Below are 23,453 nucleotides of genomic sequence, written 5' to 3'. Positions count from 1 at the left end.
CCCTGCCCCGGTGAACGCTCAGCGCCGCAGCTGCACGAAGGCGCGGCCCGCGGCGTTCCAGGCGACCGCTCGCGACCAGCCCGCGTCCGCCGCCTCCGCACGGAGCGCGCGGGCCCCGAGCCGGGCCCACGGGAAGGGCTCCCCGCGGCCGCCGCTCCCGTCCTCGACGTGCACCTCGACGCGCTCGTCGACGTCCGCGGCGGCCACCTCGACGAGCAATGTGCCGCCGGGAGCCGCGAGCCGGGCGGCCCGGCGCAGCAGCGCGCCCGGGTCCCCGCCGATGCCGATGTTGCCGTCGATGAGCAGGACCGTGCCCCAGCGGCCCTCGCTGGGCAGCGGGTCGAACACGGAACGGCACAGGGCGCTGCCGCCGGTGCGTACGGTCCGGGCCACCGCCTCCGGGGTCACGTCCACGCCCAGCGCGGGCTGCCCGAGGCGGGCGAGGGCGGCGACCAGGCGGCCCGGTCCGCAGCCTACGTCCAGGACGGCGCCCTCGCAGCGGGCCAGGACGGTGGCATCGGCCGCGTCGGCCTCGGCGCACCAGCGCTCCACCTCCAGCGGCAGCAGCCAGCCGTCGCCGCGGCTCAGGAAGAGGGGCCCCCGGCCGGCGCGCAGGGCTTCGGCGTACGGGTCGGCCAGCCAGGCCCGGGCGGCGGGCTCCGCCGGCCGCCCGGTCGCCTGGGCCGCAGTCCGCGCCGTCATCTGCGCGGTCACCGTACGGCCGCGCACAACTCGGCGTGCAGGGCGGCGAACCTCGTCCCGGGCGCCGAGGCGGCGACCCGCCCGGCGTCGTCCGGGGTGTCGACGTCACGCAGCGCCGGGAGGTCCCGTACGGCGCGCCCCGACGCGGTCAGCCGCCGGCGCTGCACGGCCCCGGTGCGCGCGACGGACATGGGCACGCCCAGCAGCAGCGCGGGATCCGGCTCGGCGAGCCCGAGGGCCCAGAAGCCGCCGTCCAGGGCCGGGCCGAACCAGGCGTCCGTGCCGGCGAAGTCGAGCCCTCCGGCGAGGAGTTCCGGGGTCACCTGCGGGGTGTCCATGCCGACCAGCAGCGCCGGACCCTCGTACAGGGCGAAGGCCGCGGCCAGCCGGGCGTCGAGCCCGCCCGCGCACTGCGGGACCACCTCGATGCCTTCGGGCAGCCACTCCCTCGGCGCCCCGTCGAGGTACAGGACGCGCCGCCGGGCCGGCGTGGCGAGGACGGCGTCCAGGGTGTCCTGGAGCGCGGCGCGGGCCAGGGCGGCGGCCTGCTGCGGGGTGAAGTGCGGGGTCAGCCGCGTCTTGACCCGGCCCGGGACCGGGGCCTTGGCGATGACGATCAGCGTGCCCTCGCCCGGGCCGCCCCGTGTGTCCCCGCTCGCGTGGATGCTCATGCGCGGACCCCGCCGCCCTGGACCGACCGGTCGGCGGGCGTCTCGGCCAGGACCTTGCGCATGTCCCGCACCGCGTTCCAGGTGCCCCGCCACGTCCCGGTGACCTTCGATCTACCGGCGCGCGGCAGGTACGGGACGTCCGTCTCGGCCACCCGCCAGCCCGCGTCGGCGGCCCGTACGACCATCTGGAGCGGGTAGCCGCTGCGCCGGTCGGTCAGCGCCAGGCCGAGCAGTGCCTCGCGGCGGGCGACCCGCATCGGTCCGAGATCGTGCAGCCGCAGCCCCGTCCGGCGGTGCAGCAGCCGCGCCAGCGCGAGGTTCCCGGCGCGGGCGTGGGCCGGCCAGGCGCCGCGTCCCTGCGGGCGGCGCCGGCCGAGCAGCAGGTCGGCCTCGCCGGCCTCGACCCGCGCCGCCATGGCGGCGAGCAGCCCGGGGTCCAGGGAGGCGTCGCAGTCGCAGAAGCAGACGAGGTCGGCGCGGGCGGCGAGCAGCCCGGCGTGGCAGGCCGCGCCGAAGCCGCGTACGGGTTCGCTCACCACCGTGGCGCCCAGGCGGCGGGCGATGTCGGCCGAGCCGTCGGTGGAGCCGTTGTCGACGACGATGGCCCGCCACCCGGCCGGCACCCGCGCCAGCACCCAGGGCAGGGCCTCCGCCTCGTCGAGGCACGGCAGTACGAGGTCCGCCCGGGGCGGCACACAAGCAGAATCAGTCACCTCCACACCGTAGGAAGCGGGCGCGGACGAAAGGGGCTTCCACTCCTTACGAAACGCGGACGCCGTGCCCGGTCGGGGGAGGGTGCCGTACCCACGGACCGCGGCGGATGTCAGGCTGTGACCATGGCAGTGAGCAATACGCAGAGTACGGACGGGGCGGGGACGCCGGCCCTCGTCGGCGGCGGCAGCATCCTGGTCGTGGACGACGACCCGACCGTTTCGGAGGTCGTGGCCGGATACCTCGACCGCGCCGGTTTCACCGTGCGCCTGGCCGCCGACGGCCCGGCCGCCCTGCGCGCCGCCGAGGAGCAGCGCCCGGATCTGATGGTCCTCGACCTCATGCTCCCCGGCATGGACGGGCTGGAGGTCTGCCGACGGCTGCGGGCGCGCGAGCGTGCCGTCGGCCCGCACGGCGGTCAGGGCGCCGCCGCGCCCGTCCCGGTCATCATGCTCACCGCCCGCGGTGACGAGGACGACCGGATCCTGGGGCTGGAAGTCGGCGCGGACGACTACGTGACCAAGCCGTTCAGCCCCCGGGAGCTCGTCCTGCGCGTGCAGTCGGTCCTGCGCAGGGCCGTCCCCGCGGCGCCGGCCGCGGGCCCCCGGCTCACCGCGGCGGGCCTGAGCCTGGACCCGGCGGCGCGCCGTGTCAGCAAGGACGGCAGGGAACTCGCCCTCACCCTGCGCGAGTTCGACCTCCTGGCCTTCTTCCTGCGCCACCCCGGGGAGGTCTGCGACCGGGAGCGGCTCATGCGCGAGGTCTGGGGCTGGGACTTCGGCGACCTGTCCACCGTCACCGTCCACGTCCGCCGCCTCCGCGGCAAGATCGAGGACGATGCGGCGAACCCCCGGCTGATCCAGACCGTCTGGGGCGCCGGATACCGCTTCGATGCCCACCCGACACCGGCGGCGCCCGCCAAGGATCAGAGACTGGCGGACGGACATGAACATGCGTGACCAGGACCTCCTGCTGATCGCCCTGTACGCGCTCCTCGGTGCGGGCGGCGCCGGAGCGCTCGGCGCCGTCGCCCTGCGCATACTCCGCAGGCGCAGCGTCGCCGTCTCTCTCGCCGTCGTGACCGCCGTCGCCGTCCTCGCGATGCTCGCCGGAACGCTGGCCGTGGCCTGGGCGATGCTCCTCTCCTCCCACGACCTGACCGTGGTGACGGTGGTCGCCGCCGTGGCCGCCGTCGTCTCGCTGGGCACCGCGCTGCTGCTGGGACGGCAGGTCGTACGGCGCTGCCGTGAACTCGTCGAGGCCGCGCGCGTCTTCGGCGAGGAGGGCACCTTCACCACGCCCGGGGTGCCCGCCCCCGCCGAACTGGCCGCACTCAGCCGCGAACTGGCCGAGACCAGCGAACGCCTGACCGCGTCCCGGGAGCGCGAACGGGCCCTGGAGACCTCACGGCGCGAGCTCGTCGCCTGGATCTCGCACGACCTGCGCACCCCGCTCGCCGGGCTGCGCGCCATGTCGGAGGCGCTGGAGGACGGCATGGCCGCCGACCCCGCCCGCTACCACCGGCAGATGCGCACCGAGGTCGACCGCCTCAACTCCATGGTCGGCGACCTCTTCGAGCTCTCCCGCATCCACGCGGGCGCCCTCAGCCTCAGCCCCACCCGGCTGAACCTCCACGACCTGGTGGGCGACGCGCTGGCCGGCACCGACGCCCTCGCCCGCGAGCACGGCGTACGGCTGGTCGGCGACGGGACCGCCTCGCTCCCGGTGGAGGTGGACGGCAAGGAGATGACCCGCGTGCTGTCCAACCTGCTGGTCAACGCCATCCGCCACACCCCGGCCGACGGCACGGTCGCGATCGCCGCCGAAGCCCGCGAGGGCGCGGTGGTGCTGTCGGTCACCGATGCCTGCGGGGGCATTGCCGAGGAGGACCTGACGCGCGTGTTCGACACCGGCTGGCGCGGGACCCAGGCCCGTACGCCTCCGGGGGGCGCGGGCCTGGGCCTGGCGATCGTCCGGGGCATCGTCGAGGCGCACGACGGGCGCGCGCACGTCCGCAACGTCACCGGCGGCTGCTGCTTCGAGCTCACCCTGCCGGCGCCCGCCTAGGACAGGTCACGGCTGCTTCGCGCAGGTCAACGTCACGTTCTCGCTCTGCCCGGTCAGGTTGGAATCCGGCACGTGCAGAGTGAGGTACACCGTCACCGTGTCGGTGTTCGCCAGCACCGATCCGTTGACCGCCTTGAAGAGGGACACGCTCTCGATGCCCGGCGTGAACTCGGCCGAGCCCGAGGCGATCGGGTCGGCGCTGGAGTTGTAGGTCCAGTAGTAGCGGACCTTCCCGTTCCCGCTGCCCGTGATCTTGCCGTCGAACTCGAACTTGGGCGGTGTGCCGCAGTCGACGACCGTCCCCGACTTGGTCAGGGCCTTCACCTCGACCTTGGTGACCTGCACGTTCCCCTTGCCGCCGCCCGGCTTCTCCCGGGGCGCCGTGCTGCAGTCGACGTGCTTGGCCTGCTTCGACCCGGCGTCCCGGTAGCCGACGCCGTACGTGCCGTAGCGGACTCCCCGGCGGTCCAGCGAGCCCGATCCGTCCACCGTGCCCCGGAAGGACGACTTGCCCTGGACGTGGACCGACTGGTTCGCGGGGAAACCGCTGAGGTGCAGGTCGTAGCGCGTGTTCCCCTTGCCGCCCGACTGGCCGCCCCCGCCCGCGATCAGCTCGCAGGAGGGAGCCATGGGCGCCCGGGCGGCTCCCGCTCCCGCCGTACGGCCCCGGGCCGCGAAGGCGGGGGTGAGGGCGACGGAGGAGGCGAGCAGCGGGACCGCGAGGATCATGAGGCCCCGGTACCGGTTGGTCTGCCGATTCATCGTGCTGCCCTTCCTGGGAGGAAAGCCCCCGATGTCGGACCACACCAGGATATCGGCCGGGGGCGAGGGCGCCGCGGCGGCCGAAAGGCGTCCCTGGCGGACACCCCCCGGCCGCCGGATCGGCCCCGGCGCGCGGGCCGGGCCGCACCACGCCGTGCGCGGCGCACGCGTGCCGCCCCTCGCCGTGGTCACGGATCCACAAGCGTCTCGCATCCGTGGCAGGGTGTCCGGATGACGACCCGCCACGAGCGCTCCGCCGATCCCCGTCCGACCCCTGCCGGCCCCGAAGCGTGGCCGGACGCGCCCCGGGTCCCCGGCGACCTCCTCGCGGCGAAGACACGCGTCTACGATCCGTGCGGATTCACCTGCTCGCGGCCGGTTCCCGAGGCGGAGGGCGGCGCGTACGCCGCGCACGCGTTCACGCTGGACGGACGTGCCGTCCGGTTCCGCGCGGCCAAGACGACCCCCACCAAGGCCGGCCAGTTCGTCACCGTGTGGATGCGGTCCCCGCAGGGGCCCATCCGGCCCTTCGACACCGCGGACGGCGTGGACCTCTTCGTCATCGCCGGCCATGACGACCACGGCCGAGGCCAGTTCGTCTTCCCGGTGGACGCGCTCCGCCGGCACGGCGTCGTATCGGTGGACGGTGCGGGCGGCAAGCGGGGCTTCCGCGTCTACCCGCCCTGGGTGGCCACCGCCAACCGCCAGGCCGGCCGCACCCAGGCGTGGCAGGTGGAGTACTTCCTCCACCTGCCGCAGGACGGCCCCGTCGACCTGGCCCGCGCCCTGGAGCTGTACCGCTCGTAGGCGCCCGGCTCAGCCGGTGGCGGCGGGCGAACGGGGCGGAGCCTCGCGCTGGTGCGGAACCGGGGGGAGCGCCGACGCCTGGAGGCCGTCGTGGTGGAGCGAGACCGTCCGGGTGGGCGCGGGGATCGAGATGCCCTCCGACCGGAACCGCTGGTGCAGGCGCTTGATGAACTCGTGCTTGATCCGGTACTGGTCGCTGAACTCGCCGACTCCCAGGATCACCGTGAAGTTGATCCGGGAATCCGCGAACGTGTGGAAGCGGACCGCGCCCTCGTGGTCGGGGACCGCGCCGTTGATGTCGGCCATCACGCTGTCGACCACGTCGAGGGTCACCCGCTCCACGTGCTCCAGGTCGCTCTCGTACCCCACGCCCACCTGGACCAGGATCGACAACTGCTGCTCGGGCTGGGTGAAGTTGGTCATGTTCGTCCGGGCGAGACGGTTGTTCGGAATGATCACCAGGTTGTTCGACAGGTTGCGGACCACGGTGTTGCGCCAGTTGATGTCGACGACGTACCCCTCCTCACCGCTGCTGAGGCGGATGTAGTCGCCGGGCTGCACGGTCTTCGAGGCGAGGATGTGCACGCCGGCGAAGAGGTTGGCGAGGGTGTCCTGCAAGGCCAGGGCCACCGCCAGACCGCCCACGCCGAGGGCGGTGACCAGTGGCGCGATGGACACGCCCATGGTTTCGAGCGCGACGAGCACACCCATCACCAGCACCACGACCCGCGTGATGTTGACGAAGATGGACGCCGATCCGGCCACTCCGGTCCGCGAACCCGCCACCGACTGGACGAGGCCCGCGACGACCCGGGCGGTACCGAACGTGGCGATGACGATCAGCACGGCGGAGAGGGACTGGTTCACGAACCCCAGGACCCGCGCGGTGAGCGGCAGTGTCGAAGCGGCCACGGCGGCGCCGGCGATGACCGCCGCCCACGGCACGAGGGTGCGCAGCGCGTCGACGATCAGGTCGTCCCCGTTCCACCGGGTCCGCTCGGCGTGCCGGCCCAGCCAGCGCATCAGGGCGCGCAGTACGAGCCCGGCCACGGCGCCCGCGGCCACCGCGATCCCGGCCACCAGCCAGTCGTGCAGGAGGAGTTCCCGGTTCAACGGACACCCTCCGCTCGGCGCCGGACCGGGGGAGTGGCGACGGGCCCGGCGGGCCGTCGTATGAGGTGTGTCGTCACCTTGTCACCTGTCAGTTTGTCGTGCGTGGAGCCGCGTTCGGGCGCGTGTACGCATTCCGGAACGGGTTGCCATCCTGCCCCATGGCCCGGGGTCCCCCCGCACGCGGGCCGGTGTCAGCCGGCCGGAACCGTGGCCGTCGGCGTGTTCCAGCCGGAGACCCGGATCGCGGGCGCGGAGCCGTGCAGGTCCGCCGTGCGGTAGGTCGCCGTGAGGGTGGCCGATTCGCCGGGCCAGAGGCTGATCTGGTTGTCGGACCACCGGACGGGCAGGACGGGGGTGTCCTTGCCGTCGACCAGGTGGAGGTCGGTCAGCAGGGCCGGGGTGTTCCCGGTGCCGGTGTTCCGTACGGTGACGACCGTCGTGGAGGTCGACGGGGCGTCGGCATCCACGCTCGTGGTCGCCGTGGCGGAGACGGTCGCCTGCGCCATCGACCGCAGCCCCGTGAGATCGGCGTAGGCCGTGGTCGGCGTGTGGTACCAGTCGCTCTCGGTGTAGTCGAGGACGTCCCGGCGCGTCGAGAGCCAGTACACGTTGCGGCTCACCTCGCGCCCGGAGGAGTCGGTCAGGACCAGCCGCGCGAGGTGGGTGGCGGACAGCCCGTCCACCGACGCAGGGAGCGTCAGCGCGGTGGTCTTCGCACCGTTCCCGCCGACGGCCAGGCCGGTCACCGTCCGGTCGTACTTCTGCGTCCCGTCGGTGTTGAACAGCGAAACCCGCGCGGTCAGCCCCGACACCCCCGCCGCACGGCGGTTGACGACGGCCACCGTCCGGTCGTCGTACGAGTACTGGACGTGCAGCGGCTCGTTCGCCTTCTTCGCCCCGAAGTAGGCGCCGTTCTGGTCCAGGTAGCGGTCCACGAGCTGCCAGTGCAGCGAGGTCCAGCCGCTGTTGAACATCCAGTAGATCACCCCCGTCGACGGCTTCGAGGCGTCGGTGGCGTTGCGCGCGTACGCCTCGTACTGGGCGCGCACGTTCTCGTACTGGGCGAGCTGCGCCTTGGCGACGTAGTCCTCCAGGCTGCGCGGGGCGCCGTACCGGGCGCTCAGCGCGTCGTCGTACAGCTTGAGCGTGGCGTACGTGCGCGAGGGCGAGCGGTGGTACTGCGGCGCGGCCGGGTCCTTCCAGAGGGAGGTCAGCTCGGCCGGTGACATCATGCGGCGCAGGGTGTCGAGGGTGGGGATGTCGGGGCCCGCGCTGGTCTCGGAGTTGAACCCGGTGGCCCCGCCCTCCCGCTTGTCGTACCAGTAGTTCGGCGGCACCCACTCGTACGGTCCCGGCATGCGCATCCCCGAGGCGCCGGTGAGCGGCGCCGACTTGGCGGAGGCGGCGGGGATCACGGGGGTGGGCCAGTCGGCGGCCTTCAGCGCCTCGACGTAACCCCGCTCGATCTCGGCGTTCGGGGCGAAATCGCTGCCGATGAGGAAGGAGATGACGCTGGGGTGGTCGCGCAGGCGCGCGGCCTCGGCCGCCATCGAGGCCTTGGCGACGGGGTGGTCACCCGCGGACCAGCCCTCTCCGGCCTCGGTGCCGTTGACCTCGCCCTCCCACTTGGTGCAGCACTGCCATCCCGGCAGGGTGAGGATCCCGTACCGGTCGGCCAGGTCGAAGAACTCGTCCTGTTCGAGGTGGCCTTCCAGGCGCAGGGTGTTGAGGCCCAGGTCGCGTGCGTAGGCCAGCCGGTCCTCCGCGTAGGCGGCGTCCCAGCGCAGCAGTTGGTCGGGGGACCAGCCGGCGCCGCGGATCAGCAGCGGTCGGCCGTTGACGGAGTACTGGCGGGCGCCGTCCTTGTTGAGGGGGGCCTGCACGCTGCGGATGCCGAAGCCGTGGCGGGCCCGGTCGGACACGGCACCGGAGCCGCCACCGGCACGTTCACCGCTCCCGGCCCCGCCCCCGGGGACGGTGACCGTCAGATCGAGCTCGTACAGCTCCTGCGCACCCGTTCCGGCGGGCCACCACACCCGCGGCCGGTCCAGGTGCAGCTGCGGGGTGTCGGCCGGGGTGAAGGCCACGGTCTTCGTCTCGTGGGCGCCCAGCGGCACCGCCCGCCGGAAGGCGATCCCCGATCCGATCGTGCCGGAGACCTCGGCGGTGACGGGCCCGGCCGATTCGTTGCGCACCTTCGCCTTCACGGTCAGGTCCGCGGAGGCGAGCGACGGCAGGGCGAGACCGGTCAGCACGTGCGCGTCGCGCAGGGCGACGGGCCCGCCCCGCCGCACCAGCACGTCGCGGACGATGCCCATGTTCTCGTCGGGCGGCGGCTGCAGCCAGTCCAGCCAGCCCATGGTCAGGTTCTTGCGGGGATCGTTCGGCTTGATCCGGAAGGCCACCGCGTTGGCGCCCGCCCGCACCAGCCCGGTGACGTCGAGCTCGTGGTGCGTGTACGCGCCGGCCACCGCGGTCGCCGTGGCGACCTGCTCGCCGTTGACGAACACGTCCGCCGCGGAGACGACGCCGCTGAAGTCCAGGTACGTGCGCGAGGAGGTGTCGGCCACGGTGAACTCGGCCCGGAACCACCAGGGAACGGCGAAGTCCGCGGCCGGGATGCGCTTCTGGTCGGTGGAGTGGAAGGGGTCGGGATGGGTGCCGTCCGCGACCAGGGCGGCCAGCACGGTGGAGCGGGGCCCGGCCGGGTGCCAGCCCGCCGTCCGGTAGCCCGGGGCGGAGACGAGGGCCGGCGCGTCGGAGACGTCGGCCGTGGAGCGGATGGCGTACCCGGACAGGGGCGTGGTGCTCCCCGGGGTCGCGGGGACGGCGGTCACCGCCGGAACGTGCTCCGTGCGCGGGGAGGGAGCCGCGGCCGGAGCACCGGCGAGGAGCGCGCCCAGGAGGCCGAGCACGGCCAAGGCCGCGGCTTCCCAACGGACGACGCGGACGGGGGAGGGGGACACGGTGGCCTCCGGGAGGGCTCAGGCGGCGAGGGCGGAGGTGATCACGAGGGGTGGTTCTGCGCGCTCCGCGGTCCACGGATGGCGGTCCACGAGGGACGGGTCGGCCAGCGCCAGCGCCTCGTCCACGGTCGGCCGGCGCTGCGTGATGTCGCGGAAGCGGGCGCTCCCGAGGAGGAGCGGCAGCCGGTCGACGGGCCAGGCGTGGTTGCGCACCTCCTGCCAGGTCCCGTCCGTGCGCAGCAGCCGCAGCGGCATCTCCTCGCCCGGCCGGTACGAGGCCCCTTCGGCGCCCACGCGCAGCGAGGTGTACTCGAGGTCCGTGCAGTCGGGGTCGGTGGACAGCAGGACGAGCGGGGCTCCCGGCCGCAGCAGACGGCGCATCTCGGCGAAGACCCCGAGCAGGGCCTCCTCGGTCGGCAGCGAGGCCAGGACGTGATTGCACATCACCGCGTCGGCGCACCCGTCGGGCAGGCCCGTGACCCGGCCGTCCCTGACCAGGTGGAACTCCGCCACCGCCGGCGCGCTGCTGCGGGCCAGTGCCAGCATCTCGGCGGACGTGTCCACGCCCAGCACCCGCGCGCCCAGCACCCGCGCCGCCCGGTCGGCCACCGCTCCGGGCCCGCACCCGTAGTCCACGAGCACCTCGTCCGCGCCGATCCGGCGGGACAGGGCCTCGAACACGAACGGGTAGCCGAGCAGCCAGTCCGTGGCCGCCTCCACCGCCGCGAACGCCTCTGCCCCGGCAGGCCCCGACCAGGCGCCGCCCTCTTCCCCATGTCCCGCTGACCCGTTGTTCACAGCTCCCCACTATCGGCCCGGCGGGGCGGGCGGCCGGTGCGGCGCGCCCGTGCGCCACCCCGACGGAGACGGTCGGCCAAGTGGGGCGAGTGCGGCCTTCCCCCGGGGCGGCTGACGTCCGCGGCCGTGCGCGCCGGGCAGTGTGGTGGGCTCCGGCCCCCGGACGACGCGAAAGGCAGCACGCCATGACCTCGCCTGTCGGCAGCGAGCCGCTTCCCAACGCCCGCGGGCTGTTCGACATCCCGGACGGCATCGCCTACTTCAACACCGCCAGCGTGGCACCGACGCTGCGCACCGGCCTCGTCGCGGGCGAGGCCGCCCTCCTCAAACGGGCCCAGCCCTGGCGGCTCCTGGGCCCCGACTGGTTCAGCGGGGCGGAGCGGCGCCGAGCGCTGTTCGGGGCCCTCATCGGGGCCACCGCCGATGACATCGCCCTCGTACCGGCGACCAGTTACGGGTTCGCGGTGGCCGCCGCCAACCTGACGGCGCGGCCCGGCAGCCGGGTCCTGGTCCTCGACGGCGAGTACCCGTCCGGGATCTACACCTGGTGGCGGTTTGCCGAGCGTACGGGGGCCTCGATGCTCACGGTCCGGCGCGAGCCCGGCCAGACCTGGACCGAGGCCGTCCTCGCCGCCCTCGACGACGGCGTGGCCGTGGTCTCGGTGCCCCGGGTGCACTGGACCGACGGCGCCCTGCTCGATCTGGACCGGATCGCCGAAGCCACGCGGGCCGCCGGCGCAGCCCTGGTCATCGACGCCAGCCAGTCGGTCGGCGCGATCCCCATCGACGTGCGCACGCTGCGGCCCGACTTCCTCGTCAGCGTCGGCTACAAGTGGCTGCTCGGCCCCTTCGGGCTCGGCTACCTGTACGTGGACCCGGCCCGCCAGGAGGGGCGGCCGCTGGAGGAGAACTGGATCGTGCGCAAGGACTCCGACGACTTCGGGCGGCTCGTCGAGTACCGCACCGCCTACCAGCCCGGAGCCCGCCGCTTCGACGTGGGGGCGCGCACCGCCTTCGAGCTCACGCCCATGGCGCTCGCCGCCCTGGAGCAGCTGTCGGCCTGGACCGTCCCGCGGATCGCCGTCACCCTGGCGGCCACCACGGCCCGCATCGCCTCGGCGGCGCGCGAGCGGGGCCTGCCCGTCCCCTCGCCGCGCGGCCCGCACATGCTCGGCATCACGGTGCCCGAGGGGCTCCAGAAACGTGTGGTGGCGGCGTTGGAGGAGGCGGACGTGTTCGTCGGGGCGCGCGGCTCGGCGATCCGCATCAGCCCCCACCTCCACACCACCGGCTCCGACATCGAACAGCTGCTGACCGCGCTGGACGCCGCACTGAACCGGTGAGCGCGTTTCGCCCGCGACACCGGCCGCCCCCGAAACCGTCCGTCAGCCCTGCGGCGTCCTGTGGGGGAGGGGGGTGGTGTTCATGCCAGAGGCTGAGCCGAGGGTGTCGGGACGTGCCGCGCTGGTGCCCGTCGTGGCGGCCGCGGCGCTGTACGGCTGGGCGCACTGGTGCTACGCCGGCGCCTCGGCGCCGTCCGCCGCGGTGGCCCTGGCGGGCGGAGCGGTCCTGATCGTCGGCGCCGCGGTGCTCTACTTCGTGTGCGTCGGCGGCAGCCGGAGCCTCTTCGGGGCCCTCTTCCTGGCCCTGGGTCTGCTGCTCACCGTGGCGGCCACGGACCAGGCGGCGTCGCGGGCGGAGGTCGCCCCGTGCGTCGTGCGCGAGGTGCGGGAGCAGAAGACGAGCTCGGCCGGGGAGGGGCTCCCGGGCGAGAGGACCGTCTACCGCCATGTGCTGAACTGCCCCGGCGGCTACCCCGACGAGCTCACGGACGGCCGGCGCCTCGCGTCCGCGGGAGGGGAGGTCCGCGTCGCCTACGACCCCCGCCGCCGGGTGTCGCCGGCGGCGGAGGGTGCGGGCTCGCCCTGGGCGGCCGGTCTGGGCGCGGTGGTGCTGCTCGCCCTGAGCGCACTGGTCGCCGCCGCAGGCCCTTTCCGGGACGCGTAGGCCGGCTACTGCGGCTTCGGGGGTACGTAGAACCCGGTCGTCGCCCGCGTCGCCGCGGCCACGGCCGACGCGGACTCCCCGGAGGCGGTGTGGGCCCGGCCCCAGGCCTCGCTGCTGCCCGTCATGAACGCCCGGGCCTCGTCCGAGGCCATCCAGGCGACGGCCTCCGAGGGGTGCACGGAATTGCCCGCCAGGTGCATCCCGAGACCCAGCACCGTGAGGTCCCAGCCGACACCGACCGCCCCGGGCCCGTACTGGTCCCAGAACTCCGGCTGCACCACGGCCACGTGTTCCAGCTCGAAGACGGTCCGCTCCGCGCCCTCGGGCGTCAGCCGCAGCTCCACCTCGCTGAACCCGGGTGCCTGGCCCATCACCCAGCTCACCCGCAGCAGCTTCGGCGGCTCGCAGCGCAGGATCTTCCCGCCCGCGTTCCCCTCCGTCTGGTAGTGCCCGCCCTCTCGCAGGTCACCGCTGACCGGGAGGAACCACCGGCCGAGCCGGTCCGGGCTCGTACAGGCCTCCCACACGTCCTCGGCGGCCGCCGGATACGTACGGCGCAGGAGTACGGTCCGCGCCTCCTCACCGCCCACTTCGCGGCGGCCGACCTCGCGGTGGATGTCGTTGATCTGTCCGACGATGTCGCTCATCGCGCCTCTCCTCGCTCTTGTTCGCGCCGCTCGCGGCGGCCCCGTGCCAGCTCCGTGCCCAGCGCGTCCAACCGCTGCTCCCAGAAGCCGCGGAACCTGTCCAGCCAGGCGTCCACCTCGCGCAGCGGATCGGCCTGGACCGCGTACAACCGCCGGGTCCCTTCCGCCCGCACGACGGCGAAGCCGCTCTCGCGCAGCACCCGCAGGTGCTGCGACACGGCGGGCTGAGAGATCCCGAACTCTGCCCGGATCACCTCGCTGACGGCGCCGGACGGCTGCTCGCCGGCTGCGAGCAGCTCCAATATCCGGCGCCGCACGGGGTCTCCGAGTACGTCAAAGGCGTGCACACCCGCCACTGTGCCACCTCCCGCTTATATAAGCAACAACTTAGATAACGGTCCGGCGGCCGACGGCCCCGGCGATCGGGTGAATCCGCTTCCCCGGCGGACGTGCCACCGCGGTCCGCCGGGCGGCCGGGTGACGCGGCCGGTACGGTCCGGTTCGGTTCGGTTCGACGCATCGAGGACGAGGAGGGCCGGACGTGCCCATCGCAACCGTCAACCCCGCGAACGGCGAGACGCTCAGGACATTCGACGAGCTGGACGCCGGGCAGATCGAACAGCGCCTGGCGGCGGCCCACGCGGCCTTCCGGAGCCACCGCACCACGGGGTTCGCCGAGCGGGCCCGCCTCCTCGACCGCGCGGCCGACCTGCTGGACCAGGACCGTGACGACATCGCCCGCACGATGACGCTCGAGATGGGCAAGCCGATCGCCGCCGCCCGGGCCGAAGCGGCGAAGTGCGCGAAGGCCATGCGGTGGTACGCGCGCAACGCCGAGCGGCTGCTGGCCGACGAGCACCCCTCGCAGGCCGACGTCGCGGACGCCGGAGCCTCCCGCGCCCGGGTCCTCTACCGGCCGCTGGGCGTGGTCCTCGCCGTGATGCCGTGGAACTTCCCCCTCTGGCAGGTGGTCCGCTTCGCGGCCCCCGCCCTGATGGCGGGCAACGCGGGGCTGCTCAAGCACGCGTCGAACGTGCCGCAGACCGCGCTCTACCTGGGCGACCTCTTCCGGCGTGCGGGCTTTCCCGAAGGGGTGTTCCAGACGCTGCTGATCTCCTCCCGGGCCGTCGAGGCCGTCCTGCGCGATCCCAGGGTCGCGGCGGCGACGCTCACCGGCAGCGAGCCGGCCGGCCGGGCCGTCGCGGCGGTCGCCGGGGACGAGGTGAAGAAGACCGTCCTGGAGCTGGGCGGCAGCGACCCGTTCGTGGTCATGCCGTCGGCCGACGTGGAGCGGGCCGCGGCGGTCGCCGTCACCGCCCGGGTGCAGAACAACGGCCAGTCCTGCATCGCGGCCAAGCGGTTCCTCGTACACGCCGACGTCCACGAGGAGTTCACGCACGCCTTCACCGCCCGCATGGCCGCGCTGACCGTGGGCGACCCGCTGTCGGAGTCCACGGACGTCGGGCCGCTCGCCACCGAGCAGGGACGCGCCGACGTGGAGGAGCTCGTCGAGGACGCCGTGGGGCGCGGGGCGACGGCCCTGTGCGGCGGGCGGCGGCCGCAGGGCCTGCCGGAGGATCTGGCGCGCGGCTGGTTCTTCGAGCCGACCGTCCTGACCGGGATCACCCCCGAGATGCGCATCCACCGCGAGGAGGCGTTCGGGCCGGTGGCCACCGTGTACCGGGTGCGGGACCTGGACGAGGCGGTGGAGCTCGCCAACGACACGCCCTTCGGCCTGAGTTCCAACGTCTGGACCCGCGACGAGGCGGAACAGGAGCGCTTCGTACGGGACATCGAGGCCGGCGGCGTCTTCTTCAACGGCATGACCGCCTCCCACCCGGCCCTTCCCTTCGGCGGAGTGAAGCGCTCGGGATACGGGCGCGAACTCTCGGGCCACGGCATCCGCGAGTTCTGCAACACGACGACGGTCTGGCACGCGGCCGAGCCCGGCGAGGACTCCTAGGGAGTGTCAGGACGGGGTGTGCTCCCAGCCGTGTTCCAGCAGGTCGAACACCTCGTGAAGGGCCTTCCGGGGATTCGCGCGGCCGCGGACCAGGCTCGGGCTCTCCATCACGAACCGGGCCAGGGCGGCCGTGCGGACATCGTGCTCGGGGGCGCCGGTGGCCTCGGTGAGGGCGGCGACCAGGGCCTTCTCGTGCCGCAGCCACATCCGGTGCATGTACTCCTGCAGGGCGGGGGCCGAGTCCACCAGCTCCGTGAACCTGGTGAACTCCGGGGTGTCCTGGCCGACCACCACGGCCGTGTGCGTCAGGTGGTCGCGCAGGGCGTGCAGGACGGACCGGCCGGGGGCCCGGTCCCGCACGGCGGCGACCAGCGCGGCCTCCCTGCCCTCCTCCTCGTCGAAGACGAGCGACTCCTTGCTCGGGAAGTGCTTGAACAGGGTCGTCACCGCCACGTCCGCCGCCTCGGCCACGTCCCTGACGCCCACGGCGTCGAAGCCGCGCTCCGTGAAGAGGCGCAGGGCGGCGTCCGCCAGCGCCTTGCGCGTCTGGGCCTTCTTGCGCTCGCGGCGCCCCGTCGTCTCGCTCATGCGGGCCATCCTAGCGTCTGGTGACTATCCGCTAGTAAAGGCGAGCTGTTGCACTTTTGAAGCGCAGGGCGCGGCAGGTCATCGGCCGCGGCGCCCCGCACCCCGGGTTTCACTCCGGCATCGGGGGTAGGCGCCGACCGTGCGGGAGGGAGTCAGGGTGTCGGCGCGGAACCGGAGGCGTGGTGGAACCGGAGATGAAGGAGTGGACGGGGCCGGATGTCCGGACGAGGCGCCTCGGCCTGTCCGGCGCCGCCGCGGTGGTCGGGCGGTGCCGGGCCTTCTGCCGCGGCGCGATCGAGGACTGGGCCTGGCCCGAACCGGAACACCCCGGCGCTCTGCCGGACGGGAAGCGTGACGCCGTCGTCGACGACGTCCTGCTGTTGGTCTCCGAGGCGGTGACCAACGCCGTCAGGCACGGCGGAGGCCCTACGGAGCTCGTGCTGAGGCTCGGGCCCGACGAACCCGATGCCGCGCTCCGGCGCGCGGGACACCTGCGGATCGAGGTGAGCGACGCCGGCCGCGCGCTGCCGCGCATCCGGACCAGGGCGGTGCCGGGGCTGCCCGGCGGATACGGCCTGAGGGCGATGGAGCTGCTGGCCAGGCGCTGGGGGGTGACGGCGCGGGAGGGCGGCAAGACCGTCTGGTTCGAGGTGGCGGCCCCGGCCTCGGTCCCGGCCGGCGCGCCCGCCGGGACACGTCCCCGCTGAAGCGGTGGCGCGCGGCACCCGCGTCCGACCCGGATGGGCCGGCGTGAACGCGCCGTTCCCCGGACGAAGGGCGTGGAGGTGCGAAGTTGCCCGTGGCGGTCGGCCGACTCGGCCCTCGCCTCCCCTCCCGTCCCCGATGTCCGAGGAGCCGGCCATGGTCCCGCGTCCCCCGCCGCACGCGACCGCGCCCGCCGGTCTCGGGCGGCGCTCACTGCTGCTTGGGACGGCGGCCTGGTGCGCGGCCGCGGCCGGGTGCGCGCGGGAGGCGGGGCCGTCGGCCGCGAGTGCGCCCGCCGCAGGGGTACGTACGCCCGCCGCGGCGCGCGCCACCGCCTCGGCGTCGACGCCCCCGGGGACACTTCCCGCCGCGGTTGCCTGGCGGCCGGGGCCGGGCGAGATCGAGCCCGCGGCCAAACTCGCCGCCGTACGGCTCGTCGAGGCGCTCGGGACCTGGCCCGCCGGCCGGGGCGGCCCGCGCGACGCCGCGGCAAGGGCGGCGGCGCTGGGCATCCCCGCGCCGCTGGCCGCCGCACTCGCGGCCGAGGCGGGACCGCTGACCCCCGCGGCGGACCAGGCGGTCGTCCGCGTGATCTACGCCCAGTACGGCGGGCTCCTGGCCGACACGGCGAGCGTCCTGGTCCCCTGTGTCCAGTCCACCCGGACCGGATCCGTCGTCCGCGAGGGCGGAACCACGGTCGACGTCCGCCTCGGACGCACCTCCGCGGGCTGGGCCGTCACCGCACTGCACCCCGGGCGCCCGGGGCCCGCGGCCCCCCTCGGCGCCTCGGCGCGGGCCGTGCTCGCCCGGCCCCGGATCGAGCTGCCTCCCGCCTCGGCGGCGGACGTCCGCAGCGGCGCGGTGCACGAGAGCGTGCTGCGCGCGATGCTCCGGCTCTCGGACACCTACCGGATGTCGGTCAGCGTGGTGCGGTCGGGACACCCGGTCAACGTGTTCGGCACGGGCCGGCCGAGCGATCACCCCGTCGGGCGCGCCCTCGACGTCTGGGCCGTCGACGGCCGACCCGTCGTCGACCCCGCGACACCGCGGAGCCTCGTCACCGCGTTCATGCGCGCCGCCGCGGCCGCCGGCTCGTACAACGTCGGCGGCCCCGTGCGGCTTTCGGGCGGAACCCGGCCCAACCAGTACTTCTCCGACGCGACGCACCACGACCACGTACACATCGGTTTCGCCACCTGAAGCCGCCGCGCCCCGGCACAAGGGTGAACACGCCCGGCTTCCGGGCCGGATGCTTGTAGCATTCCTGCCCATGTCGAAGCCTGACGACCTGCTCGTCGCCATCGCTGCCGCTGTGGAGTCCCAGCAGACCAATCAGATGTCGTTGACCGTCCTGGTACACGGCGCCGTCATCACCGGCCGCCTCGCTCCCGAGAGCGCGTGGCGCCGGCGGGTGGCCGAGGTCCTGGCGGACTCGGACCGGCTCGGAACCTTCGCCGGCCTGTTCATGGACGCCGAAGGCGGCAGTACCGCCCGCAAAGCCCCGCCGCCGCCCTCCTACCTGCACTTCCACGTCGCCCGGATCCTCCAGGGCACCGTGGGCATCCCCGAGACCGGCGGGATGTACCGGATCGCGATCAAGGACGTCAGCGCCTGGACGATGGGCGACTTCAGCTATTCGGAGGCCGACTGACAGACGGAGACCGCCCGAACCGCTGCGCCATTCGGGCGAGTGGGCGGCACGGCGCCGGACGGGGCGGCGTCTCCCGGGGCAATGTCGATCGCGGGCCGGCCGGGACCGGCAGGCCGAGGCACGCGCCACGGGACGGGAGAAATCACATGGGGCAGCGGAACAAGCAGGCTCGGACGGTGATGGCGATGGCCGCCCTGGGGGTGGGGCTGCTGCTCCAAGGGGCGCCGGCGGCCGCGGCCGCGCAACCGGCCACGGCACGACCGGTGCCCGGCGAGGCCTCGGCGGCCGCCCCCGCCGAGTCCGTCGAAGCCGCCGGGAACACGCACGTCCAGGGCGTCGTGGTCAGCCGCGTGGCCCTGCACGTTCGGGCCCGGGCGACGACCTCGGCGGCGGTCCTCGGCTCGCTGGACCCGTTCGAGAAGGTGCAACTGTCCTGCCAGGCCAAGGGCTCCACGGTGGAGGGCAACAACATCTGGTACCGGCTGCACGGCGAGCCCGGCTGGGTCTCGGCCCGCTTCGTGCACAACTACACGCCGGTCCGGTGGTGCTGACGGCAGCCACCGCGGTCCGGACCGGCGGGACAGCCGTCTAGGGCGTGTCCGCGGGCGAGCGGTCGCGCCACAGACGGCTGAACCGCAGCCGCGGACGCAGCGCCCGCTGTGCGCGCGAGTGCCGGTCGAGCTCCTCCACGAGCCGTTCGGAGCGCTTCTCCACACCGAGTTCGTCCAGCACCCGGTCGGCTTCCGCGAGCAGGGCCCCGTACAGCTGCCACGTCCCGGACCGCGCCCGCGCCTCCTCGCGCAGGAGCCGCGCGGCGCGCTCCCGGCTGACCCGGGCCGCCGCGAGCTCCTGCGTCAGCCGGACCTCCGCCTCCTCGGCGCTCGCGCTGATCTGCGCGGTGATCAGTACGGCGAAGTTCTCGACGGCGCTCGCCATGTGCGCGAACAGCTCCCGCAGTGCCTGCGCGAGGTGGTCGTGGAAGAGCGGGCCGTCCGTACGCGTCCTGGCGAGGTCGGTCAGCGTACGGCAGCAGACGCGCAGGACCACCGCGCAGATCTCCAGGGTGTCCAGTCCCGTACGCAGCACGAGGCGGAAGAGCAGACCTTCCTTCACCCGCGGGTTGAGCCGCAGGCTGTCCTCGGCCTGGCGCAGCGCCGCGTCCACTCCCGCGATGTCGTTGTCCAGCCGTCGCGCCTCGTGCAGCCGGGCGGCCGCCTTCTCCACCGGGGTGTGCTCCGCCAGCTCGTCGCCGAGGTGCACCAGCAGGTCGCGCATGCGGCCGGCGAGCGAGGTGATCGCCTCGCTCGCCGGTGCCACCCACACGGGCGGCGCGAGGAAGACGTTGAACAAGAGGCCCACCACCGCGCCGATCAGCGTCTCCAGCACCCGGTCCCAGGCGGTGGCCGCCACCTGCGTCACACCGAGCACCAGCATCGCGCTGATCGCGACTTCGGGGACGAACTCGTCGACCCGTACGAGATGGCCCACGACGAGCGAGGTGAGGATGACCAGCCCCAGGCTCCACCAGGTGAGGCCCACGAGGGTGCTGAACCCGATGGCGACCAGGACGCCCGCGACGACCGAGTTCACCCGTCTGATGCCGGTGGTGAGGGTGGTGTAGAGGGTGACCTGTACGACGAGCAGAGCCGTCAGCGGCGCGGTCAGCGGCGCCGGCTCACTGCTCAGCCAGAGCGCGACGACATAGGACACCACGGCCGCCGCCGTCGAGCGGAGGGCCTGTACGACGACGGGCTCACGGCGGCGGCTGACGAGGGTTCGTACGGTGACGATGACTTCCGGCATACGTGCCAGCCTTCCCGGACTCGGCTGCACCACGCGTCACACGGATCAAGACGGCACCACCGTACGCGAGGCGGCCCACCACGGCTTCCCGTCGGCGCTCCCCGGCCGCGCCCCCTGCCCCGTACGGCCCAAGCCGTCTTCCCACCCGAGCGGCCCGGCCTCGGAGCCGGTCGCGCGGCCCCGGGCTAGGGTGGTTCGGGGGGAGGTCGAGGGAGGTCGGAGCGGGTGTCGACGTCAAGCCATGAGGTGTTCGGGGCGCCGTGCTGGGTCAGCCTGATGACCGGCGACCTCGAGGCCGCGCAGCAGTTCTACGGGGCCGTGCTCGGCTGGGGGTTCCGCCCCACCCGCCTCGGCGAGGGGTTCTGCGTCGCGATGCGCGACGGGGCACCGGTCGCCGGCATCGGCGGGCTGGCCCGGCGCCTGGGGGTCCCCGTGGCGTGGACCCCGTACTTCGCCGTCGACGACGCGGACGTCACCTCCGCCCGGGTGCGCGAGCGGGGTGCCACGATGGGTGTCGGCCCGCTGGCCTTCGGGACCGGCCGGGCCGCGCTCGCGGCCGACCCCGACGGCGCGGTCTTCGGGTTCTGGCAGGGCGAGGTGATCCCGGACTGGACGGCGCATCCCGGGGGCGCCGCCGCCTGGCTCGAACTGCGCACCCGGGACGCGTTCGCGGCGGCCGTGTTCTACGGCGAGGTCCTCGACTGGGCGTGCGAGCGCGCCGGGTGCTGCGACGTCTCGTACGAACACGACCACGTCGTGGTCCGCCGCGGCCGCGACACCGTCGCCGTGATCAGCGGCGGAGCCGTCGAGGAGGCCCCAGACCCGCAGGTCCGGCCGCGCTGGCACGTCCACTTCGACGTGCCGGACCTCGAAGCCGCGGTGGAGACCGCGACGCGGCTCGGCGGCCGCACCGTCTCACCGGTCCACACCACGCCCACCAGCCGCCGGATCACCCTGGCCGACCCGGACGGCGCGCTCTTCACGATCGTGTCGCTCGAGAGCACGCCGGGGGCCGGCCGCTGAGGGCTCCCAGAGGGTGACCGCGAAGTCCGCCGGCCGCGCGACGCCCGCGGGAGCGCCCTCCGGGCGGACGGCGCTACTTCGCGGACACCCCCTGGCCGCGGGCGGCGAAGGCCTTCGTGAAGGCCAGCGGTTCCTGGACTATCGACGAACAGGTCGCGTCGGCGGAGCTCTTCGCGCCGCCCGGGCACTGCTTGTCACGGGCGCCGGACCACATCGCCAGCCAGCCGAGGCCCTTGGAACGGGCGAAGTCCACGAGCTGCTTGGCGTCGTCCACCGTGAAGACCTCGGTGGAGACGTCGTTGACGCCGATCATCGGGGTCACGGCCACCGTCTTCCACGCCGCGGCCTCGCTCAGGCCCAGCACGCCCTTGATCTGCGCCTGGGTGGCGGTGGCCGCCTGGACGGCGTAGCCGCCCATGTCCCCGCTGTACGCCGGACCGTAGTCCATCGCCATGATGTTGACCGCGGACACCGCCACCCCGTTCCGCTTGGCGTTGGCGATCAGGTCGACGCCAGGCTGCGTCAGTCCCTCCGGCATCACGGGCAGGGTGAAGGAGACGTCGAGCCCGGGGTGCGACTTCTGCAGCTGCGCGATGGCCTGCGCGCGCCGGGTGTTCGCCGCGGTGTCGGGCAGGGCCGCGCCCTCGATGTCGAAGTCGACCTTGGTCAGCCGGTACGTGTCCACCACCTTGCCGTACGCGGCGGCGAGGTCGGCGGGGGAGCCGCACGCCAGGCCCAGCTCGGAGCCGGCGGCGCCGCCGAACGACACCCGGACGTCCCCGCCCTTGCCGCGCAGGGCGGAGATCTGTGAGGCGACCCGGTCGTCCCCGAGGGCCGTGACCCCGCCCCACAGGGGGGAGCATCCGCCGCCGGAGGTGATGAAGGCCAGGTTGAACTCCTTCACCCCCGTCCGGGCCGCCGTGTCCAGCAGGTCGAAGGCCGGGTAGAGCGAGGTGTCCACGTACGGGGCGAACCCGGCCGCGCTGCCGCCGCCCGGGGGCACGGTCACGGTCGGTGTCGGCTTCGGCGAGGGCTTCGACGTAGGCGTCGACGTCGGTGCGGTGGTGGCCGTCGCGGTGGGTGCGGCCGTCGGCGCGGTGGTGGGCCGGCCGCTCGGGCTGGGCGTCGGCCCGGTGGCCGGGGAGCACTTCTCCTTGTTGATGAGGCATCCCGTGGGAGTGCCCGGGTTCCCGCTCGCGTTGGTCACGAACCCCACGGTGACGGAGGCGCCGGCCGCGAGACCGGCGGTGTCCCAGCGGGGCGGCCTGACCGTCACGTGCTGCCCGTTGACGGTGTGTTCGCCGTTCCAGAGGGAGGCCAGGGAGGTGCCGGCGGGCAGGTCGAACTCGAGGGTCCAGTCCTTGAGCGTTCCGCCCCCGTTGTTGGTGACGACGTACTGGCCGGTGTAGCCGGTTGTCCAGCTGCTCGCCTTGGTGAAGGTGGCGCCGACCGATGCGGCCTGGGCGGTACCGGTCAGTGCCACGGCGGTGCCGGCGACGGCCGCCGCGACGGCGAAGGCCGCGGCCGCCTTGGTCTTGGCACTCGTCGTACGGCGGTGGGAATGGCCAGCCATGAGGACCTGCCTCCGTGCTCGGGGGATGGGGGTTCGAGCAGCACGCTAGCGAGCACAAACCGGACGAATGTGCGGTTGGGCCCTTGCTCCCGTGTTCTTGAGGCCGCCTTAAGGAACGGATCGGAGAGGGTTAATGACCACGGCGCGGCGGGGCGGTGGGGCGTACCGGCGGTCCGTCACCCCGGCCGTCGGCGTAAGACTTTCGTCATCCGCAGATCCTGGCCCCCGGACGGCCGGCCGCATTTGAATGTGGGGGAACGGAACGACGAAGAGGGGCTGCCATGACGGGGACGACGACGGGCGCGGTGTCGGGGAGGCGCCGGCGCCGCCGGGTGCTGGGCGGGGTGCTGATCGCGGCGGCGCTGGTGCTGGGAGCCGGGCTGTACTGGACCCAGCCGTGGAAGCTCTGGCAGAACTCCACCGTCAACGAGGCGCTGCCCACCGCCGCCACCACCCCGGCGCCGGGCGCCTCGCGGCCGGGAGCCGCCCCCGCCCCGGCTCCGCGGACCGTCTCCCGGGGCTCTCTGATCAGTCACGAGCACCGCACCACCGGCACGGTGAAGCTCATCGAGCTGCCCGACGGCTCGCGCACGCTCCGCCTGGAGGACCTCGACACGAGCAGCGGCCCCGACCTGCGCGTGTGGCTCACCGACGCGCCGGTGAAGGAGGGCGCGGACGGCTGGTTCGTCTTCGACGACGGCAAGTACGTGAGCCTGGGCAAGCTCAAGGGCAACAAGGGCGACCAGAACTACGAGATCCCGGCCGGTGTGAACCTCGCCGACTACTCCAGCGTCACCATCTGGTGCGACCGCTTCGACGTGTCCTTCGGCGCTGCGGCACTCCAGGCCGCCTGACCCCGCGCCGGTCGGCGGTCCGGCGGCCGTGCCCGCGCAGAA

The 23,453-nt window shown here is 74.0% G+C and carries 24 protein-coding genes; 12 read left to right on the top strand and 12 right to left on the bottom strand.

The genetic code is table 11. The features are described 5' to 3' along the window. Window positions 1-18: 18 nt before the first annotated feature. From ACFY1T_RS23010 to ACFY1T_RS23000, 3 genes are read right to left on the bottom strand one after another with little or no spacing between them, the layout of a single operon-like run. Window positions 19-702 carry a methyltransferase domain-containing protein gene (locus tag ACFY1T_RS23010; RefSeq protein WP_390789813.1) on the bottom strand — a complete coding sequence of 228 codons (684 nt, stop codon included), beginning with the start codon at window positions 700-702 and terminating at the stop codon, window positions 19-21. A gap of 8 nt (window positions 703-710) precedes the next feature. Further along, window positions 711-1,373, bottom strand: coding sequence for a DUF2064 domain-containing protein (locus tag ACFY1T_RS23005; RefSeq protein ID WP_390789812.1), 663 nt, complete (start codon window positions 1,371-1,373; stop codon window positions 711-713). Next, the gene (locus ACFY1T_RS23000; RefSeq protein ID WP_390789811.1) at window positions 1,370-2,086 is read right to left on the bottom strand and encodes a glycosyltransferase family 2 protein; all 717 of its coding nucleotides are present in this window, start codon (window positions 2,084-2,086) and stop codon (window positions 1,370-1,372) included. The genes ACFY1T_RS23005 and ACFY1T_RS23000 overlap by 4 nt, the downstream gene beginning before the upstream one ends. A gap of 189 nt (window positions 2,087-2,275) precedes the next feature. On the opposite strand from ACFY1T_RS23000, the gene ACFY1T_RS22995 reads away from it, so the two are divergent. Continuing rightward, window positions 2,276-3,043 (top strand): response regulator transcription factor, encoded by a 768-nt coding sequence (locus ACFY1T_RS22995; RefSeq protein ID WP_390789931.1) that lies wholly within the window; start codon window positions 2,276-2,278, stop codon window positions 3,041-3,043. After that, window positions 3,036-4,151, top strand: coding sequence for a sensor histidine kinase (locus tag ACFY1T_RS22990; RefSeq protein ID WP_390789810.1), 1,116 nt, complete (start codon window positions 3,036-3,038; stop codon window positions 4,149-4,151). The genes ACFY1T_RS22995 and ACFY1T_RS22990 overlap by 8 nt, the downstream gene beginning before the upstream one ends. A gap of 6 nt (window positions 4,152-4,157) precedes the next feature. On the opposite strand, the gene ACFY1T_RS22985 is transcribed toward ACFY1T_RS22990, so the two are convergent. Then, a complete protein-coding gene (locus ACFY1T_RS22985) occupies window positions 4,158-4,913 on the bottom strand; it encodes a hypothetical protein (protein ID WP_390789809.1) in 756 nt (251 codons plus the stop codon). Window positions 4,914-5,144: 231 nt separating this feature from the next. On the opposite strand from ACFY1T_RS22985, the gene ACFY1T_RS22980 reads away from it, so the two are divergent. Continuing rightward, complete coding sequence (locus ACFY1T_RS22980; RefSeq protein ID WP_390789808.1) at window positions 5,145-5,720, top strand: MepB family protein; 576 nt, start codon at window positions 5,145-5,147, stop codon at window positions 5,718-5,720. 9 nt (window positions 5,721-5,729) lie between these two features. Here the strand turns inward: ACFY1T_RS22980 and ACFY1T_RS22975 are convergent, their stop codons facing one another. The 3 genes from ACFY1T_RS22975 to ACFY1T_RS22965 form a co-directional block, all read right to left on the bottom strand. Further along, window positions 5,730-6,833 carry a mechanosensitive ion channel family protein gene (locus tag ACFY1T_RS22975; RefSeq protein WP_390789807.1) on the bottom strand — a complete coding sequence of 368 codons (1,104 nt, stop codon included), beginning with the start codon at window positions 6,831-6,833 and terminating at the stop codon, window positions 5,730-5,732. 191 nt (window positions 6,834-7,024) lie between these two features. Then, window positions 7,025-9,799 carry an exo-beta-D-glucosaminidase gene (locus tag ACFY1T_RS22970; RefSeq protein ID WP_390789806.1) on the bottom strand — a complete coding sequence of 925 codons (2,775 nt, stop codon included), beginning with the start codon at window positions 9,797-9,799 and terminating at the stop codon, window positions 7,025-7,027. An 18-nt stretch (window positions 9,800-9,817) separates the two neighbouring features. Next, a complete protein-coding gene (locus ACFY1T_RS22965) occupies window positions 9,818-10,597 on the bottom strand; it encodes a class I SAM-dependent methyltransferase (protein WP_390789805.1) in 780 nt (259 codons plus the stop codon). 185 nt (window positions 10,598-10,782) lie between these two features. Between ACFY1T_RS22965 and ACFY1T_RS22960 the strand changes: the two genes are divergently transcribed. Both ACFY1T_RS22960 and ACFY1T_RS22955 read left to right on the top strand, forming a co-directional pair. Further along, window positions 10,783-11,940: an aminotransferase class V-fold PLP-dependent enzyme gene (locus ACFY1T_RS22960; RefSeq protein ID WP_390789804.1), complete on the top strand. Its 1,158-nt coding sequence runs from the start codon at window positions 10,783-10,785 to the stop codon at window positions 11,938-11,940. Window positions 11,941-12,022: 82 nt separating this feature from the next. Further along, on the top strand, window positions 12,023-12,604 hold the full coding sequence (locus tag ACFY1T_RS22955) for a hypothetical protein (RefSeq protein ID WP_390789803.1): 582 nt from the start codon (window positions 12,023-12,025) through the stop codon (window positions 12,602-12,604). 5 nt (window positions 12,605-12,609) lie between these two features. On the opposite strand, the gene ACFY1T_RS22950 is transcribed toward ACFY1T_RS22955, so the two are convergent. Together ACFY1T_RS22950 and ACFY1T_RS22945 are read right to left on the bottom strand one after the other, a co-directional pair. Then, window positions 12,610-13,251 carry an SRPBCC family protein gene (locus ACFY1T_RS22950; protein WP_390789802.1) on the bottom strand — a complete coding sequence of 214 codons (642 nt, stop codon included), beginning with the start codon at window positions 13,249-13,251 and terminating at the stop codon, window positions 12,610-12,612. Beyond that, window positions 13,248-13,607, bottom strand: a complete 360-nt coding sequence (locus ACFY1T_RS22945; protein ID WP_390789801.1) for an ArsR/SmtB family transcription factor — start codon at window positions 13,605-13,607, stop codon at window positions 13,248-13,250. Before ACFY1T_RS22945 ends, ACFY1T_RS22950 begins: the two co-directional genes overlap by 4 nt. A gap of 185 nt (window positions 13,608-13,792) precedes the next feature. Between ACFY1T_RS22945 and ACFY1T_RS22940 the strand changes: the two genes are divergently transcribed. Next, on the top strand, window positions 13,793-15,214 hold the full coding sequence (locus ACFY1T_RS22940; protein WP_390789800.1) for an NADP-dependent succinic semialdehyde dehydrogenase: 1,422 nt from the start codon (window positions 13,793-13,795) through the stop codon (window positions 15,212-15,214). Window positions 15,215-15,220: 6 nt separating this feature from the next. Here ACFY1T_RS22940 and ACFY1T_RS22935 read toward each other — a convergent pair whose 3' ends face one another. Then, entirely contained in the window at window positions 15,221-15,802 is a 582-nt protein-coding gene (locus ACFY1T_RS22935; RefSeq protein WP_390789799.1) for a TetR/AcrR family transcriptional regulator, read from the bottom strand. Between the two features lie 179 nt (window positions 15,803-15,981). On the opposite strand from ACFY1T_RS22935, the gene ACFY1T_RS22930 reads away from it, so the two are divergent. The 4 genes from ACFY1T_RS22930 to ACFY1T_RS22915 all read left to right on the top strand — a co-directional run bounded on the left by ACFY1T_RS22930 (window position 15,982) and on the right by ACFY1T_RS22915 (window position 18,709). Next, window positions 15,982-16,509 (top strand): ATP-binding protein, encoded by a 528-nt coding sequence (locus ACFY1T_RS22930; RefSeq protein ID WP_390789798.1) that lies wholly within the window; start codon window positions 15,982-15,984, stop codon window positions 16,507-16,509. Between the two features lie 154 nt (window positions 16,510-16,663). Further along, complete coding sequence (locus tag ACFY1T_RS22925; RefSeq protein WP_390789797.1) at window positions 16,664-17,707, top strand: hypothetical protein; 1,044 nt, start codon at window positions 16,664-16,666, stop codon at window positions 17,705-17,707. A gap of 70 nt (window positions 17,708-17,777) precedes the next feature. Next, window positions 17,778-18,158, top strand: a complete 381-nt coding sequence (locus tag ACFY1T_RS22920; protein ID WP_390789796.1) for a hypothetical protein — start codon at window positions 17,778-17,780, stop codon at window positions 18,156-18,158. A gap of 146 nt (window positions 18,159-18,304) precedes the next feature. Continuing rightward, entirely contained in the window at window positions 18,305-18,709 is a 405-nt protein-coding gene (locus ACFY1T_RS22915; protein ID WP_390789795.1) for an SH3 domain-containing protein, read from the top strand. A 37-nt stretch (window positions 18,710-18,746) separates the two neighbouring features. Here ACFY1T_RS22915 and ACFY1T_RS22910 read toward each other — a convergent pair whose 3' ends face one another. Further along, window positions 18,747-19,961, bottom strand: a complete 1,215-nt coding sequence (locus ACFY1T_RS22910) for an aromatic acid exporter family protein (protein ID WP_390789794.1) — start codon at window positions 19,959-19,961, stop codon at window positions 18,747-18,749. Window positions 19,962-20,237: 276 nt separating this feature from the next. On the opposite strand from ACFY1T_RS22910, the gene ACFY1T_RS22905 reads away from it, so the two are divergent. Continuing rightward, complete coding sequence (locus ACFY1T_RS22905; protein ID WP_390789793.1) at window positions 20,238-20,984, top strand: VOC family protein; 747 nt, start codon at window positions 20,238-20,240, stop codon at window positions 20,982-20,984. 73 nt (window positions 20,985-21,057) lie between these two features. Here the strand turns inward: ACFY1T_RS22905 and ACFY1T_RS22900 are convergent, their stop codons facing one another. Continuing rightward, the gene (locus tag ACFY1T_RS22900) at window positions 21,058-22,557 is read right to left on the bottom strand and encodes a cellulose binding domain-containing protein (RefSeq protein ID WP_390789792.1); all 1,500 of its coding nucleotides are present in this window, start codon (window positions 22,555-22,557) and stop codon (window positions 21,058-21,060) included. A gap of 281 nt (window positions 22,558-22,838) precedes the next feature. On the opposite strand from ACFY1T_RS22900, the gene ACFY1T_RS22895 reads away from it, so the two are divergent. After that, the gene (locus ACFY1T_RS22895) at window positions 22,839-23,411 is read left to right on the top strand and encodes a DM13 domain-containing protein (protein ID WP_390789791.1); all 573 of its coding nucleotides are present in this window, start codon (window positions 22,839-22,841) and stop codon (window positions 23,409-23,411) included. Window positions 23,412-23,453: the final 42 nt, after the last annotated feature.

The organism is Streptomyces sp. NPDC001194 (assembly GCF_042896985.1).
GTDB lineage: Bacteria > Actinomycetota > Actinomycetes > Streptomycetales > Streptomycetaceae > Streptomyces.
Note: the sequence above shows the minus strand (reverse complement) of the source record. Positions and strands in the feature narration are given on the sequence as shown.

Coding starts and splice junctions, on each gene's coding strand:
- ACFY1T_RS23010 (WP_390789813.1), bottom strand. CDS start 702: ATGACGGCGCGGACTGCGGCCCAGGCGACCGGGCGGCCGGCGGAGCCC.
- ACFY1T_RS23005 (WP_390789812.1), bottom strand. CDS start 1,373: ATGAGCATCCACGCGAGCGGGGACACACGGGGCGGCCCGGGCGAGGGC.
- ACFY1T_RS22990 (WP_390789810.1), top strand. CDS start 3,036: ATGCGTGACCAGGACCTCCTGCTGATCGCCCTGTACGCGCTCCTCGGT.
- ACFY1T_RS22985 (WP_390789809.1), bottom strand. CDS start 4,913: ATGAATCGGCAGACCAACCGGTACCGGGGCCTCATGATCCTCGCGGTC.
- ACFY1T_RS22980 (WP_390789808.1), top strand. CDS start 5,145: ATGACGACCCGCCACGAGCGCTCCGCCGATCCCCGTCCGACCCCTGCC.
- ACFY1T_RS22960 (WP_390789804.1), top strand. CDS start 10,783: ATGACCTCGCCTGTCGGCAGCGAGCCGCTTCCCAACGCCCGCGGGCTG.
- ACFY1T_RS22955 (WP_390789803.1), top strand. CDS start 12,023: ATGCCAGAGGCTGAGCCGAGGGTGTCGGGACGTGCCGCGCTGGTGCCC.
- ACFY1T_RS22950 (WP_390789802.1), bottom strand. CDS start 13,251: ATGAGCGACATCGTCGGACAGATCAACGACATCCACCGCGAGGTCGGC.
- ACFY1T_RS22935 (WP_390789799.1), bottom strand. CDS start 15,802: ATGAGCGAGACGACGGGGCGCCGCGAGCGCAAGAAGGCCCAGACGCGC.
- ACFY1T_RS22925 (WP_390789797.1), top strand. CDS start 16,664: ATGGTCCCGCGTCCCCCGCCGCACGCGACCGCGCCCGCCGGTCTCGGG.
- ACFY1T_RS22920 (WP_390789796.1), top strand. CDS start 17,778: ATGTCGAAGCCTGACGACCTGCTCGTCGCCATCGCTGCCGCTGTGGAG.
- ACFY1T_RS22915 (WP_390789795.1), top strand. CDS start 18,305: ATGGGGCAGCGGAACAAGCAGGCTCGGACGGTGATGGCGATGGCCGCC.
- ACFY1T_RS22910 (WP_390789794.1), bottom strand. CDS start 19,961: ATGCCGGAAGTCATCGTCACCGTACGAACCCTCGTCAGCCGCCGCCGT.
- ACFY1T_RS22905 (WP_390789793.1), top strand. CDS start 20,238: ATGACCGGCGACCTCGAGGCCGCGCAGCAGTTCTACGGGGCCGTGCTC.
- ACFY1T_RS22900 (WP_390789792.1), bottom strand. CDS start 22,557: ATGGCTGGCCATTCCCACCGCCGTACGACGAGTGCCAAGACCAAGGCG.
- ACFY1T_RS22895 (WP_390789791.1), top strand. CDS start 22,839: ATGACGGGGACGACGACGGGCGCGGTGTCGGGGAGGCGCCGGCGCCGC.